The sequence below is a fragment of the Agromyces sp. Y782 genome, from assembly GCF_059445405.1.
This window is the reverse complement of record NZ_JCAIUG010000001.1, coordinates 949,480-964,105: the sequence shown is the minus strand read 5'-3', so window position 1 is coordinate 964,105 and position 14,626 is coordinate 949,480. Positions and strand designations below refer to the sequence as shown.

The following is a 14,626-nucleotide window of genomic DNA, read 5'->3' as shown; positions in this document are numbered from 1 at the left end:
CCGGCCTCGACCTCGAGCAGGTCACCGACCCTCAGCCGTTCGCCGTGGCCGCCGCCGCGCGTGCCGCCTCAGCGGCACGCTCCACCCACTTCGGCGTCTCGCCATAACGCTGGAAGGACACCAGCCGGCCTGCCGCGCTGTCTTCGATGACCTGCCCGAGCCTCCGCTCGCGCGTGGCCTCTTGCTTCGCGGTCAGCACCCAGTGCGTGACCTGGCGCCGGTAGGTCGGAGTGGCCGCCTGCCAGAATGCGGATGCCGCGGCATCCGCCGCCAGTCGCGCCGCGGCCTCGGGCGGCAACTCGGTGTCGGGGTTCTCGTGGGAGTACACGCCCGAGCGGTCTTCGCGTCGCCGCTCGAATGCCGCGACGCCGGTGGGATGCATGCGCCCCTCGGCGCTGAGCTTCTCGACGAGGGCGATGTTCACGCTCGACCAGATGCTCGCCGGCTTGCGCGGTGTCCAGCGCTGGCGACGCGCGTCTTCGTCGATGCGCTGGGACACCGAGTCGATCCACCCGAAGCACAACGCTTCGGGCACCGCCTGTTCCCACGTGAGTCCGCGAACGGGCACGTGCATCTTGGAGAGGCCCATCCAGAGTTCGGTCTCGGTGGCGTGGTTCGCCTCGAGCCACGCGCGGAACTCCTCGGGCCCGGAGAAGAAGAGTGCCGGCCGCTCGGGGGTGCCGCCCGGAGTGCCGATGCCGATGGTCATGACCCGAGTCTGGCAGCAGCCACCGTCGGAGCGCCGTCGGAGGGAATCTCCCCGTGCGGTGTTGCCGATGCGTGAGTATTCTGAAGGGACCGGTCGACGGCGCGGATCTCGGATGGGACGGCGGCGATCGACCCGGTGGGCGGCTTGAGAACCAACGCCCGAACGGAGCGGCGCACCATGTCCTGGGATGACGATACCGACGTCGACGAATACGGCGAGCGTCGACCGGCACGGGCGTCGGCCTCGAAACGGCAGCTCGTCGCCCGGGCGTCGGGATATGCGGGCCTCGTGGCCGCGGCCCTCGCATTGACCGTCGGTGCGGTCTTCGCGGTGAACGCCATCGGGCTGGCGGCCAAGCCCGGCGGATTCGCGGCACCCGCGGCGAGCGGCGGGCGCGTGGCCCTGCCTCCCGTGATCGCGAGCGAGCAGGAAGACCGCCCGCTCGAAACGACCGAAGAACCCGCGGCAGTCACTGGCTCGGAGGTCGCGCCGATCTCCCAGGTCGACCCCGAATGGATGTCGCAGATCAGCGCTGCCACGGGGATTCCCGAGCGAGCCCTCGAGGCATATGCACTCGCGCACGTCTCGATCGCCGAGGAGGAGCCGGAGTGCGGCCTCGATTGGACCACGATCGCCGCCATCGGTGCGATCGAGTCTGGTCATGGGAGCCACGGAGGGGCGCAACTCGACGAGAACGGCTCCGCCCAGCCTGCGATCATCGGTCCGGCACTCGACGGCGACGGCGTTGCCAAGATCGCCGACACCGACGGCGGGGAGTTCGACGGTGATGCCACATGGGACCGCGCGGTCGGACCCATGCAGTTCATTCCGTCGACCTGGGCGAAGTGGGGGAGCGACGCGAACGACGACGGCGTCGCGGACCCGAACCAGATCGACGACGCCGCTCAGGCTGCCGCACGGTACCTGTGCGCTTCGGAGCCGATGACCAACGCCGTAGGCTGGCGCGCCGCGGTGTTCTCGTACAACCACGACAACGACTACGTCGACAACGTCGCAACGGTTGCGAACGAGTACGCCGCTGCGGTCGAATAGAGCGCCGACCGCCGAAACGGCGGCCGTGTCACGCCCGATCGACTGACGGGAGGCGCCATGATCCAGGTTCGCGTGCTCGGGATCGCTCTCGACGGCAGCCGGCAGCACCTCGTGCTCTTGAAACCGCAGCTCGAGGAGCCGGGGGCCGGCTTGGTGCTGCCCATCTGGATCGGCGTGCAGGAGGCGACATCCATTCTCATCGCCATCTCGGGCGAGCAGGCGCCGCGTCCGCTGTCGCACGACCTCATGAAGCTGCTGCTCGACACCTTGGGTGCCACGGTCGAGCGCATCGACGTGACCCGCATCGAGGACGGCACCTTCTACGCCGAGATCACCCTCGACTCGATGACGGGACCATACGTCGTCGACGCGCGGCCATCGGACGCGATCGCGCTCGCCGTGCGCGCTGATGCGCCGATCTTCGTCGCTGAGGCGGTGCTGGATGATGCGGGAATCCCCGCCGAGATGGCCGAGACGGCTGAGACGGCCGAAATGGCCGAGACGGCCGAGACGGCTGAGCGACTCGATGACGAGGCGGATGCGAAACTCGACGAGTTCAAGCGGTTCCTCGACGAGGTGGACCCGGAGGATTTCCAGGGCTGAGTTCCCGGTACGAGCAGCGCGAGGAGCGCGAGGAGCGCGAGGAGGCATCCGGGTGCCGAGCCCTCGGTCAGAATGGACTGATGACACACGACGAATCAGCTCGGGTCGCGCGGCTCCTCGAGGCCTACGACGAGCAATTGCGTACCGACGCCGAAACACCGAGCGCGATCTCCGTGGCCCGCCTCGGCCCGTTGCGCCTGGTCACCTTTGAGGGCGGGCGCGGATTCGTCACCTACCAGAACCTCGATGGTGCAGATGCGGGCGCGATCCGCGGCCTCGTGACCGAGGCGCTGAGCCACTACGAGCCCGACCCCGAGATCAGCCGGGTCGAGTGGAAGACCCGTGGGCACGATCACGCCCCAGGGCTGCACGACGCACTGCTCGAGCATGGTTTCGTTCCGGATGAAACCGAGTCGATCATGATCGGAGAGGCGATCGGGCTGGCCGTCGACGTTCAACTGCCCGAGGGCGTGACGGTGCGCCGAGTCACCGAGGAGTCCGACGTGCGCGCGATGAGCGCGGCGGCCGACGAGGCCTTCGGCGAGCCCGTCTCGGACGAGATGGCGAATGCCCTGCTGCGCCGGCTCGCGCTCGATGACGGCATGGAACTGTGGGTCGGCGAGTTCGAAAGCCAGGTCGTGACGACCGGGCGTCTGGAGCCGGTGCCGGGCACGAGCTTCGCCGGCATCTGGGGCGGAACAACCCGTGAGGATTGGCGCGGGCGCGGCATCTACCGTGCGGTGACGGCAGCCCGGGCCCGCTCGGCGCTCGCCATGGGAAAGACGCTCATCAACAGCGACTCCACCGAGTTCTCACGTCCGATCCTCGAGCGCTCCGGATTCATGAAGGTGTCGACGACGACGCCGTACCTGTGGAGGCGTTGAGCGCCTCCCACCGGTCGGCTTCGGTTGCTACTGCGGTCGGACGTTGTGGTTCAAGGCGAAGAGGTTGCCGGGGTCGTACCGGCGCTTGATCGCCGCGAGTCGCTGATACGTCTCGGGCGGGTAGATCGCCGCGACATCCGCCTCGGTGGCTGAAGCAAGGAAGTTCGCGTACGCGCCGCTGGCGTGAGATTCGAGCCGTTCCCAGATCGCTTCCAGAGCGGGCCGAACGGCCTCGACGACCGGCTCCGGACCGGCAACGGCCGTCACGAACATCAACTCCGCCTGGCGATGCGCATACGCCGTGGCGTCGTCGGGAACTCGGGCGACCGCGCCTCCGACGCTTCGAATGGAGATGGACGGCGACCACTCCGCCGCCGCGATCTCTGCAAGCAAGTGCAGCACCTCCGGCACGGACTCCCCGTCGACGAATGCGCTTCGAGTGACGAATCGGATGCCGGGCGGTGGCACCGCGCCGTCGACGAGCGTGTCCGAGTACGGCGTCAATGCGACCGTGTCGTCGATCACCGTGCCGAGCTTGCGAATCGGTTCGATCGCTCGAGCGGCACGCTCGGGGTCGTCGCTGTCGAACGCGACCTGTATCTCGACGGGTGCTTCGGGTCCGCCGGCGAATGGATTGGCAAGACTCGCATGGGAGGTGAGCTCTTCGGGAGCGGAGCGCAAATAGTCTGCCCAGCCCTGCAGCACGCCAGCGGCCTCCGATGCCGGAAAGCTGATCTTGCCGTAGAACAGGTCGGTCGTCGGATGCGCCTCGAACTCGAAGGCGGTCACGATGCCGAAGTTGCCGCCGGCACCACGAATCGCCCAGAACAGCTCGGGGTTCTCCGTCGCGCTCGCATGCACGAGCTCGCCGTCGGCGGTGACGACATCGACGGCGACCAGGTTGTCCAATGCCAGACCGTACTTCCTGACCTTCCAGCCGATGCCGCCGGTCAAGGTCAATCCGCCGACTCCGACGCTCTTGGTGTCGCCCGAGGAGATCGCCAGACCGTGCGGCGCCAGGGACTTCGCAACGTGACCCCAGGTGGCACCGCCGCCGATCCGAACGAGGTGGCGAACCTCGTCGATGACTTCCACGTTCGCAAGTCGCCCGAGGTCGATCACGATGCCGTCGTCGTTCGTGCTGAAGCCCGGGAATCCGTGGCCGCCTCCGCGCACGGACAACGGGAGGCCTGCACTGGCGGCGAATCTGACGCCCGCTTGCACGTCGCCGACGCCATCGGGCCGCAGTACAACGGCCGGGCTCCCGGGTGCGAACATCGAATGACGCGTCGATTCGTATTCCGCTTCGCCTGGTTGAATGAGGTCGCCGATGGCCTCACGGCGAAGAGTTTCAAGTGCTGAGCTCAATGGAGCTTCCTTTCGTGTCGAGAATGTTCTCCTCGCGTTCCGTGATGATCAGGCCGTTGCGAGGTGCGTACGTCGCGCTGATGAACATGAGACGCCGCCGACCCGATCCTTGTGACACACTTCGGCTTCATGGCCTCCGATGTCACAGAACGGCGTGGCCCGGCGTCTGATGAGTGACACGTGAAAGCGAAGAGGAGCATCATGGGCGAGACATCCGAGACGGCTGACGAAGACTTCCCGCGTGAGATGAGCATTCACCGGCGTTCAGATGCCGCCACCGAGGTGTTTCTCGCCCACCGCAATCTGCTGTTCACCGTCGCCTACGAGATGCTCGGGTCGGCCGACGACGCTGAAGACGTCGTGCAGGAGACCTGGCTGCGTTGGGCCCGCGTCGACCACGACAGCGTGCAGAATCAGCGTGCCTACCTCGTGCGGATCGCCACCCGCCAAGCGCTCAGCAGACTGCGATCACTCGGTCGCCGCAGGGAGACATACATCGGTCAGTGGTTGCCGGAGCCCCTGCTGACCGCGCCTGACGTGGCCGACGACGTCGAGTTGGCCGACAGCGTCTCGACGGCGATGATGCTCGTGCTGGAGACGCTCACCCCGACCGAGCGGGCGGTGTTCGTGCTGCGAGAGGTGTTCGACGTCGAGTACGACGAGATCGCCGGCACCGTCGACAAGAGCCCCGCCGCTGTCCGTCAGATCGCGCACCGGGCGCGGGCGCACGTCGCAGCGCGTCGACCCCGTGTCGTCGTCTCCGCTGCTGAGACTCGAGACGTACTCGATGCGTTCCAACAGGCGATCGAAGCCGGCGAGTTGCGGCGTCTCCTCGACATCCTCGCCCCGGATGTCGTGCTCGTGGGCGACGGCGGTGGAGTCGTGCAGGCTTCCCTCTCGCCCATCGTCGGCGTCGACGGAGTCCTGTCCGTGATGGGGAGGATTTCGGCTGCAGCGTCGCTGCAACAGGCGCAGGTCAACGGCCGACCGGCGCTGATCATCCGGCTCGACGGCGAGATCGACACCGTGATCACGCTCCACATCGAAGACGCCCGCGTCGTCGGGCTCTATGCGGTGCGCAATCCCGAGAAGCTGTCCCGTCTCGACGAGGAGACCACGCTGCGCCGCTGAGTGCACGCCGATGGTGCCGGCGGGCTCACCACCGGTTCCTGACGTCTTCGGCCCACCCGAGCAGCCCGCTCACCTCGAGCGGCCCGGCAACCGTGGGCACCGTGCCGCTGTAGTGCCCGAAGCACTGGTGGCCGGCGGTGGAGAGGATGCCGAGCTTCGTCGAGCTGATGTGATCCCAGAACGGCGTGAAGGTCAGGTCGAGGTTCGTGCCGCGGATGCGCCACGGGCGCAGCCAGTGCTGTTCGTCGTAGTCCCAGTCGAGTTCTTCGCTGATCTTGTGGAGGCGGCCGTCGAGCACCGTGGCGTTCTCGGTGATGCCGGTGCCGTCGGTCCAGCGGCCACCGAGCTGAAGCCCCACGGTTCGTCCTTCGACGGTGCCCGATGCAGCGCCCCAGTTCCAATGGACGCGATACGGCCAGCGGCCCCGACCGTGGTCGACGACGGCCCAGCTCTCACCGGCGGGCAGCGCGATGGTCTCGCCCTTCACTGTGAGCGTGCCGCCCGCGGGGCGGGCGACGTCTTTCACCGTGTACTGGAAGCGGCGCCGTGACCACGGCACGACGAGCGCGAGTCGCTCGTGACCCGCCGGCAGGGCGGCGAGGATCTCGAACGAGACATCCGCGGTCTCGCCGCTGAGCAGCGTGCCTTCGGCGGTCTCTTCGATGTCGATGCGCAGGCCGCGAGCGACGGCATGCGCGGGGCCGGAGGCGAACGACGCAGGAAGCGTGGCGCCCCGACCGAACGGAACCACGGCGCCGTGTTCGATCGTCTCGCCGCTCCGCCGGTCGTGCACCATGATCGAGTGCACGGCCGCGTAGTCGAGAGACGACACGGTCGCGGCGATCAGGTGAGCGGGCGAGGTCACCGCCCAGTACTCCCAGCGCTTGTTCCGACCCCACCCCGACCGGCCACCGATGCCGGCGGTGTCGTGCAGCGGAGTACGTGTCCAGCCGACTGCGCGTGGGTTGAGGTCGCCGTTCGGCAGGCAGAGGGCGACGGGATCGGTCAACTCGGTTTCATCGATCGGCTTGCTCATAGCCGCCCCGCGAGTTGGGGGCGATACCCGAGCTCTCGGATCGCCGCCTCCACTTTCGTTCGCGTGGTGTCGCTGAGGTATTCGTGCCCGTTGACGACGTTCGAGACCGTGCGATACGAGACGCCGGCGACCGCCGCGACGTCTTTGAGCGTCGGCAAGCCGGCCCTCTTCGGCGAGGGGGTGTCAGGACTCCGCTCCACGATCACATCGTAGTGAACGGTGTTGCAACGTTGACAGAGATCGGTATTGCCACGATGCAGTATGCCATTTCTTCTGCTTGCGTGTCTCTGCGGCGCACTGACCACGAGACGTACGTGGCAGGCAATTCCTCGACGAGGTGGAGCCCGAAGATCGCCAGGGCTGACCCGCTCACGACCTGACGGCCCGGACCTCGAGTTCCGTCAGGAAGCTCTGCCAGGTCCGCGTGCCGCGGTGCGCTTCCTCGCCCGCGAGGTTCTCACCCGCGCGGTAGGCGCGTCCGACGGCGCCGGGAAGGCGGATCGGGAGGTGGCCGCGCCGTTGCCGAGCACCCGTCACCTCGGTGAACGTCGCCACGAGCTGTGCCACATCGAGCACCTCCGGCCCGGCCAGGTCGGCGACCCGGCCGGCCGGCGCGCCGAGTGCGAGCTCCGCGAGCCGCGCCGCGACCTCGTCGCCGTCGACCGGCTCGAAGCGCAGGCCGCCGGGTACCGGGAGCAGCGGCATCCGCGCCATGCCTCGCGCGACCGGGAGAACGAACTCATGCAGTTGTGCGGCACGCAGTACGGTCCACGGCACACCCGATTCGGCGATCACCCGCTCGGCTTCCGCCTTGGCCCGGAAATAGCCGATCGGCATTCGGTCGGCGCCGATGACCGAGATGAGCACGAGGTGACGCACCCCGGCCTCGCGCGCCGCGACAGCGAGGTTTCGCGCGGCGACCTCGTCGCCCTTCGCCCCGCCCGCGAGGTGCAGCACGACGTCGACGCCGTCGAGCGCGGCGAGTCCATGCCCGGCGACGGTGTCGCCTGCGACATGCTGGATGCCGGGCTCGGCACCACGCGGATGCCGCGACAGAATTCGGATGTCGCGGCCGGCCTCGCGCAGCAGCGGCACCACGCGGCTGCCGATGTTGCCGGTACCGCCGGTCACGAGCAGGGGTGCGTTCATTGGTCGAGTTCCTCCCATGTCACATTCGAGGGCGTTCCCTCGTCGATATCCCGACGATCGAACTCGAGGAGATGTGACATGACCGATCGAAGAATCCTGGCGCGGCGGTTCGAAACCGAGCGGCCGAGGCTGCGGGCGATCGCCACGCAGCTGCTCGGCTCGGCCGCCGATGCCGATGACGCCGTGCAGGAGACCTGGCTTCGCCTCGAACGAGTGGATGCCGCGGGCATCGACAATCTCGAGGCGTGGCTGACGACGGTGGTCTCGCGGGTCAGCCTCGACCTGTTGCGCGCGCCGCGCCGCAAGCGGGAGCATTCGTGGCAGGTCGAGCCCTGGCGGGACGAACCCGTCGCGACGGAGGCCGACCCCGCCGAGCTGGCCGCCCAGAGCGATCGCGTGAGCGTCGCGCTGCTCGTGCTGCTCGAGATGCTGAGCCCCGCGGAGCGCATCGCACTCGTGCTGCACGACGTCTTCGGCCAGTCGTTCGACGAGGTCGCGGTCGTGCTCGATCGTTCGCCCGAGGCGGCGCGGCAGCTCGCCTCTCGGGCGCGCCGGCGTGTGCGCGGCGCCGAAGAGCCGGCGCGGCCGGATCGGGAACGTGGCCGGCGCATCGTGAATGCGTGGCTCGCCGCCGCTCAGCACGGAGACATCGGCGCGCTGCTGGAGCTGCTCGACGACGGCGCGGTGCTGCGCGCTGACTACGGCACGTCGATGCAGCTCGTCGAGGGTTCGCGGGCGATCGCCGAGCAGGCGGTGCTCTCGGGCCGTCTCGCCGCGCACTCGACGCCGATCCTGATCGACGGTCGACCGGGTGTCGCCGCCGTGATGAACGGACGCGTCGTGTCGATCATGGCGTTCGACCTCGACGGCGACCGGATCGTCGCCCTGGAGGTGCTCGCAGATCCGAGACGGCTCGAGGCGCTCGGCGTCGACCGGATCGTGGGCGGCGGCGCAAGCTGATCACGGCTGCGCTTGCGTCTTCGTCTTCGTCTGCGCTTGCGCTTGCGCCTGCGAATGGTTGCGAACGCCGGTGAACATCACTTGCGGACGATGTTGTTCACGAAATTGCTTGCCATAATGTCAACAATCTGAGTATGGTGCGTGCAAGCGCGGCGTTTCCCGCCGGGCATTTTCCCCAATGGAGAGGAAGATCGTGGCAGGCAACCAACCCCGAAGAGATTCGGCGATACAGCGTCCTCAATCCGCTCGTCGAGCGGCACGCACACTCGGCCGGGCGGCGACCGCCCTCGGCACGGCTGCGCTCATGGTCATGCTCGGTGCGGCGCCGATGGCGACCGCCGCGGCATCCGCACATCGCTCTGCACCCGACACGGAAGACGCGAAGCTCGCCTTCGACGACTCCGCCTACACGACCCTGACGGTCGCCATCGACGGCACCCCCACGCAGGTGCGCTGGTACAAAGAGGTCTGCTATGTCGCGGACCCGATCCTGATGTCGAGCACGCAGGGTCAGAACACGATCGCCAACCCCGCCTGCGGCTATCAGAGCATGAACGTCTTCGTGCCCGAGAGCGCCGCCGCCGACCAGGACGCGGCGATCTACTTCGCCGTCAACAACAGCGGATGGTTCGCGAGCTACATCCGGGCGTCGGTGGCCGACGGTGCCCAGTTCGACAGCACCAAGAGCAATGTCGGTGCTGCGCTCAAGGCCGGATTCGTGTTCGTCGACGTCGCTTCGCGTTCGCGCGGCGTCGTAGCCGCCGATGCGAGTTACGCCGGCAAGGCCCCGGCGCCCGTCGTCGACGCGAAGGCCGCCGTTCGGTATCTGCGCCTCAACGACGGCGCCATGCCCGGCAGCGCCGAGCGCATCGTCATCAACGGAACGAGCGGGGGCGGGGCGCTCGTCTCGATCCTCGGCGCCTCCGGCAACAGCCCGGACTACGAGCCCTACCTCGCCGAGATCGGCGCAGCGGGAATCTCGTCGAGAGGCAAGAGCACGATCGACGACGACGTGTTCGCCGTGGCCGCGTACTGCCCGATCACCGACCTCGGCCACGCCGACATCTCGTACGAATGGCTGTTCTCGACGCTCGGCACACGGGCAACCGTCGGATCCGCCGCCGACCCGGCGACGAGTGCCGCGCTCGCCGCTGACTTCCCGGACTACGAGAAGTCCCTTCGCCTGACGGCAGCCGACGGCACCCGGCTCACCGCCGACAACATGCTCGACGAGATCGAGGGTGAGGTCATCGACGCGGCAGTCACGTACATGCAAGCCGATCCCGCCAATGTCGTCCCCGACCTCGGCGAGGACATCGTCTACACGAGCCCGGGGTCGCCGGGGTCGCCGCCGAAGTCGGGCACCTACACGAACGACTGGATCGACGTCGACAACGACGCGAACACCGTGCTCTCGATGGACATGGAGCGCTATCTCGCGTTCCTCGGGACGCAGGCGACGCTCAAGCCAGCACCCTCGTTCGACCAGACCGGGGTGAACAACCTCACGGCGGGGGAGTCGAGCCTGTTCGGCACCTCGGCGCAGGTCTACTCGAACTTCACCGAGTACAGCTGGGAGCACAACGCCATCGCGGGCGATGGGGTCGGCCTCGACGACACGGGGCTCACATGGGCGCGGTTCATCCGTCAGCGCAGCACCGTCGTCGATGAGCAGGTCGACCTCGTCGATCCCATGCGCTTCATCGGCACGAGCGCCGACACGGCGCCGTACTGGTACGTGCGCCACGGCACGCGCGACCGCGATACTGCGCTCACGATCTCGCTCAACCTCGACCGGGCGCTCGAGTCCGATCGAGACGTGCGCGACGTGAACTACCGTCTCGCCTGGGATCGCCCGCACTCCGGCAACTACGACGTGCCCGAGGCCATGCAGTGGATCGAGAATGCGCTCGCCGCGGCCGATGCGCGACTCGCGACCGTGACGGTGTCGAGCGGTTCGTGGTCGCAGACGGTCGTGGTGACCGGCAGCGAAGTGGAGGTGACGGTGCCGAAGGGAGTCAGCCGGGTCTCCGTCGCCGCGACCGCGAGATCAGCGGATGCCTCGGTGAAGGCGCCGAAGTCGGTGCAGGTGTCATCGCACCACCGGAAGGCGAACGCGGAGATCGTCGTCACCGCTGCCGATGGAAGTGATCGACGCAGCTACACCCTCAGTGTGAAGCCCGGTCGCTGACATGACTCGAAGCCCCCTTCGCCGCGCGGCGGAGGGGGCTTCGTGCGGTCTCAGCGGTCGGATGCGATGCCGGTCATCGCCCCCGTCATGGTCTTCGCGCGCTGGATCTCCTCCCAGATGCGCGTGCGCAGCACACCGAAGCGCTCCGCCGACCGCGTGGTGATCTGATCGCGATCGGCGGGAAGGTCGATCGTCACGTCGTCGAGCACGACGGTCGGTGAACTGGTGAGCACGATGACCCGCTCGGCGAGATAGACCGACTCGTCGATGTCATGGGTGACGAAGAGGATCGTGACGCCGAGCGTCTTCCAGATGCGCCGGATGAGGTCTTCGAGGTCGGCGCGCGTCTGCGCGTCGACCGCCGCGAACGGTTCGTCCATGAGGAGCACCTGCGGCCGATACGCCACTGCGCGTGCGATCGCGACGCGCTGCTGCATGCCACCCGACAACTGCCAGGGGTATTTGGTCGCCGCATCTGAGAGCCCGACCGCCTCGAGTGCCTCGGCGACGCGTTGGCGGCGCTCGGCCTTCGGCATCCGGGCGGACTTCAACGGCAGCTCGACGTTCGCCTCGACGCTCATCCACGGGAAGAGGCTTCGCCCGTACTCCTGGAAGACGACCGCCATCGTCTTGGGCGGGCCGACGATGGGCGAGCCCTCGAGCTCCAGCCGGCCGCTGGTCGCCGGGAGCAACCCCGCGATGCACTTCAGCAGCGTCGTCTTGCCGGCGCCTGATGGCCCGACGATGCAGACGAGCTGACCGGCAGGCACGGTGAAGGTCAGGTTGCGCACCGCCTCCACGTCGTCGCCGGTCGGCGAGGAGTACACCTTCCGCAGCCCGTCGACGACGAGCATCGGCGCCGCGTCGGCGCGCGAGGGTTCAGGATTCACGCTGGACCTCCCTGAGTCCGTGGTACCAGCGGAGGATCCGCCGTTCGATGAGTCGGAACACGGCGCTCAAACCCAGGCCGATGAGGCCGAGCAGCAGGATGCCGCTCCACATCTCGGGCACGGCGAAATTGCGCTGGAATTGCACGATGGTGAACCCCAGCCCCGACGATGAGGCGAACATCTCGGAGATGACCATGAGGATCAGGCCGATCGACAGCGACTGCCGTACGCCCGTGAGAATCTGCGGGGCCGCTGCCGGCAGCACGAGATGGCTCAGCCGGAAACGTCCTTCGATGTGGAAACTGCGGCTGGTCTCGCGCATGACCTCGTCGGTCGCGCGAACGCCCTCGACGGTGTTGAGGAGGACCGGCCAGATCGCCCCCGAGATGATCACCGCGACCTTCATCTGATCGTTCACCCCGATGATGAGCATGAGGAGCGGCACGAGCACCGGCGGTGGGATCGCCCGGAAGAACTCGAGCAGCGGCTCGAGCAGCCGGCGGATCGTGCGGGCGGATCCGATGATGACGCCGATCACGATGCCGAGCACGATCGCACATGCGAGGCCGGTGAACAGGCGGCCGAGACTCGGCAGCACGTCCTCCCAGAAGCGCGGTCCGAACCAGGTCGTGACGAAGGTCTCGAGCAACTGACCGGGCGTCGGTACGAAGAACGAAGCGCCACCCACGGTCGCCGCCCACCAGGCAGCGATGAGGACCAGCGGAAGGCCGATGACGTACGCGAACGACTTTAGAGCGCTCATGCCTCGAGCTCCGATCGCACCGAGGTGTGCCAGGCGAGGGCCCGCCGCTCGACCAGGCGTGCGAGAAGGTTGATGGCGACGCCGATGAGGCCCGTCGCGAGCACGAGCGCGTACATCTCCACGACGGCGCCGCCGGACTGGGCGAGGGCGATCTGCTTGCCGAGGCCGTCGGTGCCGATGATGAGCTCCGACGTGATGGCGAGGATGAGCGCGATGGTCGCGGCGAGTCGCACCCCGGTCATGAGATACGGCAGTGTGGTGGGCCAGACGACGTGACGGATGCGGCTGAGTCGTCGCAGTCCATAGCTTCGCGCGGTGGCGTCGGCCACCGGGTCGACATCCTGGGTGCCGTAGATCACTTGGAGCAGCACCTGCCAGAACGCGGCGTACACGATGAGGAGCAGGCTCGACTGGATCTTCGTTCCGAAGAGGAGGACGGCGAGGGGGATGAGGGCGACGGAGGGGATCGGCCGCAGGAACTCGATCGTCGACCGCGTGGCCCGCTCGAGGAAGCGGCTCGACCCGATGAGGAACCCGAGGAGCGTTCCGGCGACGACGGCGATCGCGAGGCCGATGGCCCAGCTCGTCATCGTGGCGCCGACACTGCGCCAGAATGCCCGGTCGGCGAGGTCGCCGGCGAGCTGGAGGAGCACTTCTCCGGCGGGAGGGAGGAACCGGGGGTCGACGAGGCCGAGACGGGACACCGCCTCCCAGAGGAGGAGGAACCCGATGATGCCGGCCGAACCGAGCAGCGCGGTGCGGCCCCGCCCGGGACGGCGGGCGCGCCGCCGTCCTGGGGAGGCCGCCGTTGTGGTGGTTGGCTCCGAACTCGTCAGGGTCACGGAAGCAGTGCGTCGAGATCGGGCGCCTGGGTCAGCACCCCGTAGGACTGCGCCGCCTCGGCGAGCTTCTCCATGGCGCCGCGATCGATCTCGAGAGGCCAGGTCGGCAGCACGATCTTTTCGAGCGTCTCGGGCGGCGTCTTGGTGTACGTCGCGATGATCTCGCGCACGGCGTCGGGGTTCTCCTGCGCGTACTCGAGCGACTTCTGCATCGCCGACTGGAACTTCTCGACGACCTCGGGGTCGCTCTCGATGAAATCGGTCGTCGTGAAGTACGACGCGATGTCGAGCTTCGGGTCGAACTCGGCGTAGGCGTAGGAGACGACCCGGTCGCCGGCCTCGATCGCCGACGTGACGAACGGCTCGACGACGAACGCCGCGTCGACCTGGCTGTTCTCGACCGCCGCGATGGCGTCGGGGAAGGGCACCTCGACGAAGGAGATCGTCGAAGAATCCGCTCCGGCATCGTCGACGAGGGTGCGCACGATCGTGTCATTGATGTTGCCGAGGCTGTTGCTCGAGACGGTCTTGCCGGCGAGGTCGGTCACGGACTGGATCGGCGAGTCGCCCTTGACGATGATCGCGCCGAAGTCGGACTCGGTGTCGCCCGTCGTCGCCACCGCAGAGCTCACCGCCTTGAGGGGCAGCCCCTTCTCGGCCGCCACCATGAGCGAGAGCATGTTGCTGAAGCCGAATTGGTAGTCGCCGGCGACGACGGCCGGCACGATGGCGGCACCGCCGGTGGCGGTCTCGATGGTGAGATCGAGTCCGGCCTCCTCGAAGAAGCCCTGCGCGTCGCCGAGATAGAGCGGCGCCGTGTCGGCGATCGGAATCACGCCGACGGTGACGGGGGTGAGCTCGGCCGCACTGGCGCTCGCGGCGGGGGTCTCGTTACCGGCTTCGGAGTCGGTGCATCCGGAAAGGGCCAACAGGGCCACCGCGGCGACCCCGATCATGCTGATGCGATTCATGTCACTCCGTTGTGAGGGAAGGCGGCCCCGCCAGGACACTTCGTCCGGCCGGGCTGGTTGCCGTGTCTGCCGCGAC

The 14,626-nt window shown here is 67.9% G+C and carries 15 protein-coding genes; 6 read left to right on the top strand and 9 right to left on the bottom strand.

Annotated elements, in window-relative coordinates; all coding sequences use genetic code 11:
* Positions 1-31: 31 nt before the first annotated feature.
* Entirely contained in the window at positions 32-709 is a 678-nt protein-coding gene (locus AC1C2S_RS04470; protein WP_495351337.1) for a YdeI/OmpD-associated family protein, read from the bottom strand.
* Positions 710-886: 177 nt separating this feature from the next.
* Here AC1C2S_RS04470 and AC1C2S_RS04465 point away from each other — a divergent pair, with 177 nt between their 5' ends.
* From AC1C2S_RS04465 to AC1C2S_RS04455, 3 genes are all read left to right on the top strand, one after another.
* Positions 887-1,762 (top strand): lytic transglycosylase domain-containing protein, encoded by an 876-nt coding sequence (locus AC1C2S_RS04465; protein ID WP_495351336.1) that lies wholly within the window; start codon positions 887-889, stop codon positions 1,760-1,762.
* Positions 1,763-1,819: 57 nt separating this feature from the next.
* The gene (locus AC1C2S_RS04460; RefSeq protein WP_495351335.1) at positions 1,820-2,365 is read left to right on the top strand and encodes a bifunctional nuclease family protein; all 546 of its coding nucleotides are present in this window, start codon (positions 1,820-1,822) and stop codon (positions 2,363-2,365) included.
* Positions 2,366-2,445: 80 nt separating this feature from the next.
* The gene (locus AC1C2S_RS04455; RefSeq protein WP_495351334.1) at positions 2,446-3,249 is read left to right on the top strand and encodes a GNAT family N-acetyltransferase; all 804 of its coding nucleotides are present in this window, start codon (positions 2,446-2,448) and stop codon (positions 3,247-3,249) included.
* 27 nt (positions 3,250-3,276) lie between these two features.
* Here the strand turns inward: AC1C2S_RS04455 and AC1C2S_RS04450 are convergent, their stop codons facing one another.
* Positions 3,277-4,527 carry an FAD-binding oxidoreductase gene (locus AC1C2S_RS04450; protein WP_495351333.1) on the bottom strand — a complete coding sequence of 417 codons (1,251 nt, stop codon included), beginning with the start codon at positions 4,525-4,527 and terminating at the stop codon, positions 3,277-3,279.
* A gap of 336 nt (positions 4,528-4,863) precedes the next feature.
* On the opposite strand from AC1C2S_RS04450, the gene AC1C2S_RS04445 reads away from it, so the two are divergent.
* Positions 4,864-5,748: an RNA polymerase sigma-70 factor gene (locus AC1C2S_RS04445; RefSeq protein WP_495353189.1), complete on the top strand. Its 885-nt coding sequence runs from the start codon at positions 4,864-4,866 to the stop codon at positions 5,746-5,748.
* Positions 5,749-5,773: 25 nt separating this feature from the next.
* Here the strand turns inward: AC1C2S_RS04445 and AC1C2S_RS04440 are convergent, their stop codons facing one another.
* From AC1C2S_RS04440 to AC1C2S_RS04430, 3 genes are all read right to left on the bottom strand, one after another.
* Positions 5,774-6,784, bottom strand: coding sequence for a DUF2804 domain-containing protein (locus AC1C2S_RS04440; RefSeq protein ID WP_495351332.1), 1,011 nt, complete (start codon positions 6,782-6,784; stop codon positions 5,774-5,776).
* On the bottom strand, positions 6,781-6,984 hold the full coding sequence (locus tag AC1C2S_RS04435; protein WP_495351331.1) for a LacI family DNA-binding transcriptional regulator: 204 nt from the start codon (positions 6,982-6,984) through the stop codon (positions 6,781-6,783). Before AC1C2S_RS04435 ends, AC1C2S_RS04440 begins: the two co-directional genes overlap by 4 nt.
* A gap of 169 nt (positions 6,985-7,153) precedes the next feature.
* Positions 7,154-7,933 carry an SDR family oxidoreductase gene (locus AC1C2S_RS04430; protein WP_495351330.1) on the bottom strand — a complete coding sequence of 260 codons (780 nt, stop codon included), beginning with the start codon at positions 7,931-7,933 and terminating at the stop codon, positions 7,154-7,156.
* A 78-nt stretch (positions 7,934-8,011) separates the two neighbouring features.
* Between AC1C2S_RS04430 and AC1C2S_RS04425 the strand changes: the two genes are divergently transcribed.
* Entirely contained in the window at positions 8,012-8,893 is an 882-nt protein-coding gene (locus AC1C2S_RS04425) for a sigma-70 family RNA polymerase sigma factor (RefSeq protein ID WP_495351329.1), read from the top strand.
* A gap of 193 nt (positions 8,894-9,086) precedes the next feature.
* The gene (locus tag AC1C2S_RS04420; RefSeq protein ID WP_495351328.1) at positions 9,087-11,084 is read left to right on the top strand and encodes a subtype B tannase; all 1,998 of its coding nucleotides are present in this window, start codon (positions 9,087-9,089) and stop codon (positions 11,082-11,084) included.
* A gap of 50 nt (positions 11,085-11,134) precedes the next feature.
* On the opposite strand, the gene AC1C2S_RS04415 is transcribed toward AC1C2S_RS04420, so the two are convergent.
* From AC1C2S_RS04415 to AC1C2S_RS04400, 4 genes are read right to left on the bottom strand one after another with little or no spacing between them, the layout of a single operon-like run.
* Positions 11,135-11,974 (bottom strand): ABC transporter ATP-binding protein, encoded by an 840-nt coding sequence (locus AC1C2S_RS04415; RefSeq protein ID WP_495351327.1) that lies wholly within the window; start codon positions 11,972-11,974, stop codon positions 11,135-11,137.
* Positions 11,964-12,737 carry an ABC transporter permease gene (locus tag AC1C2S_RS04410; protein WP_495351326.1) on the bottom strand — a complete coding sequence of 258 codons (774 nt, stop codon included), beginning with the start codon at positions 12,735-12,737 and terminating at the stop codon, positions 11,964-11,966. The genes AC1C2S_RS04415 and AC1C2S_RS04410 overlap by 11 nt, the downstream gene beginning before the upstream one ends.
* Positions 12,734-13,573 (bottom strand): ABC transporter permease, encoded by an 840-nt coding sequence (locus AC1C2S_RS04405; RefSeq protein ID WP_495353188.1) that lies wholly within the window; start codon positions 13,571-13,573, stop codon positions 12,734-12,736. Before AC1C2S_RS04405 ends, AC1C2S_RS04410 begins: the two co-directional genes overlap by 4 nt.
* Positions 13,574-13,575: 2 nt before the next feature.
* Entirely contained in the window at positions 13,576-14,550 is a 975-nt protein-coding gene (locus tag AC1C2S_RS04400) for an ABC transporter substrate-binding protein (RefSeq protein WP_495351325.1), read from the bottom strand.
* Positions 14,551-14,626 lie beyond the last annotated feature (76 nt).

Bases quoted from the DNA above. Each gene is read 5' to 3' on its own strand.
- AC1C2S_RS04470 (WP_495351337.1), bottom strand. From the start codon at position 709: ATGACCATCGGCATCGGCACTCCGGGCGGCACCCCCGAGCGGCCGGCA.
- AC1C2S_RS04465 (WP_495351336.1), top strand. From the start codon at position 887: ATGTCCTGGGATGACGATACCGACGTCGACGAATACGGCGAGCGTCGA.
- AC1C2S_RS04460 (WP_495351335.1), top strand. From the start codon at position 1,820: ATGATCCAGGTTCGCGTGCTCGGGATCGCTCTCGACGGCAGCCGGCAG.
- AC1C2S_RS04455 (WP_495351334.1), top strand. From the start codon at position 2,446: ATGACACACGACGAATCAGCTCGGGTCGCGCGGCTCCTCGAGGCCTAC.
- AC1C2S_RS04450 (WP_495351333.1), bottom strand. From the start codon at position 4,527: ATGTTCGCACCCGGGAGCCCGGCCGTTGTACTGCGGCCCGATGGCGTC.
- AC1C2S_RS04445 (WP_495353189.1), top strand. From the start codon at position 4,864: ATGAGCATTCACCGGCGTTCAGATGCCGCCACCGAGGTGTTTCTCGCC.
- AC1C2S_RS04440 (WP_495351332.1), bottom strand. From the start codon at position 6,784: ATGAGCAAGCCGATCGATGAAACCGAGTTGACCGATCCCGTCGCCCTC.
- AC1C2S_RS04430 (WP_495351330.1), bottom strand. From the start codon at position 7,933: ATGAACGCACCCCTGCTCGTGACCGGCGGTACCGGCAACATCGGCAGC.
- AC1C2S_RS04425 (WP_495351329.1), top strand. From the start codon at position 8,012: ATGACCGATCGAAGAATCCTGGCGCGGCGGTTCGAAACCGAGCGGCCG.
- AC1C2S_RS04410 (WP_495351326.1), bottom strand. From the start codon at position 12,737: ATGAGCGCTCTAAAGTCGTTCGCGTACGTCATCGGCCTTCCGCTGGTC.
- AC1C2S_RS04400 (WP_495351325.1), bottom strand. From the start codon at position 14,550: ATGAATCGCATCAGCATGATCGGGGTCGCCGCGGTGGCCCTGTTGGCC.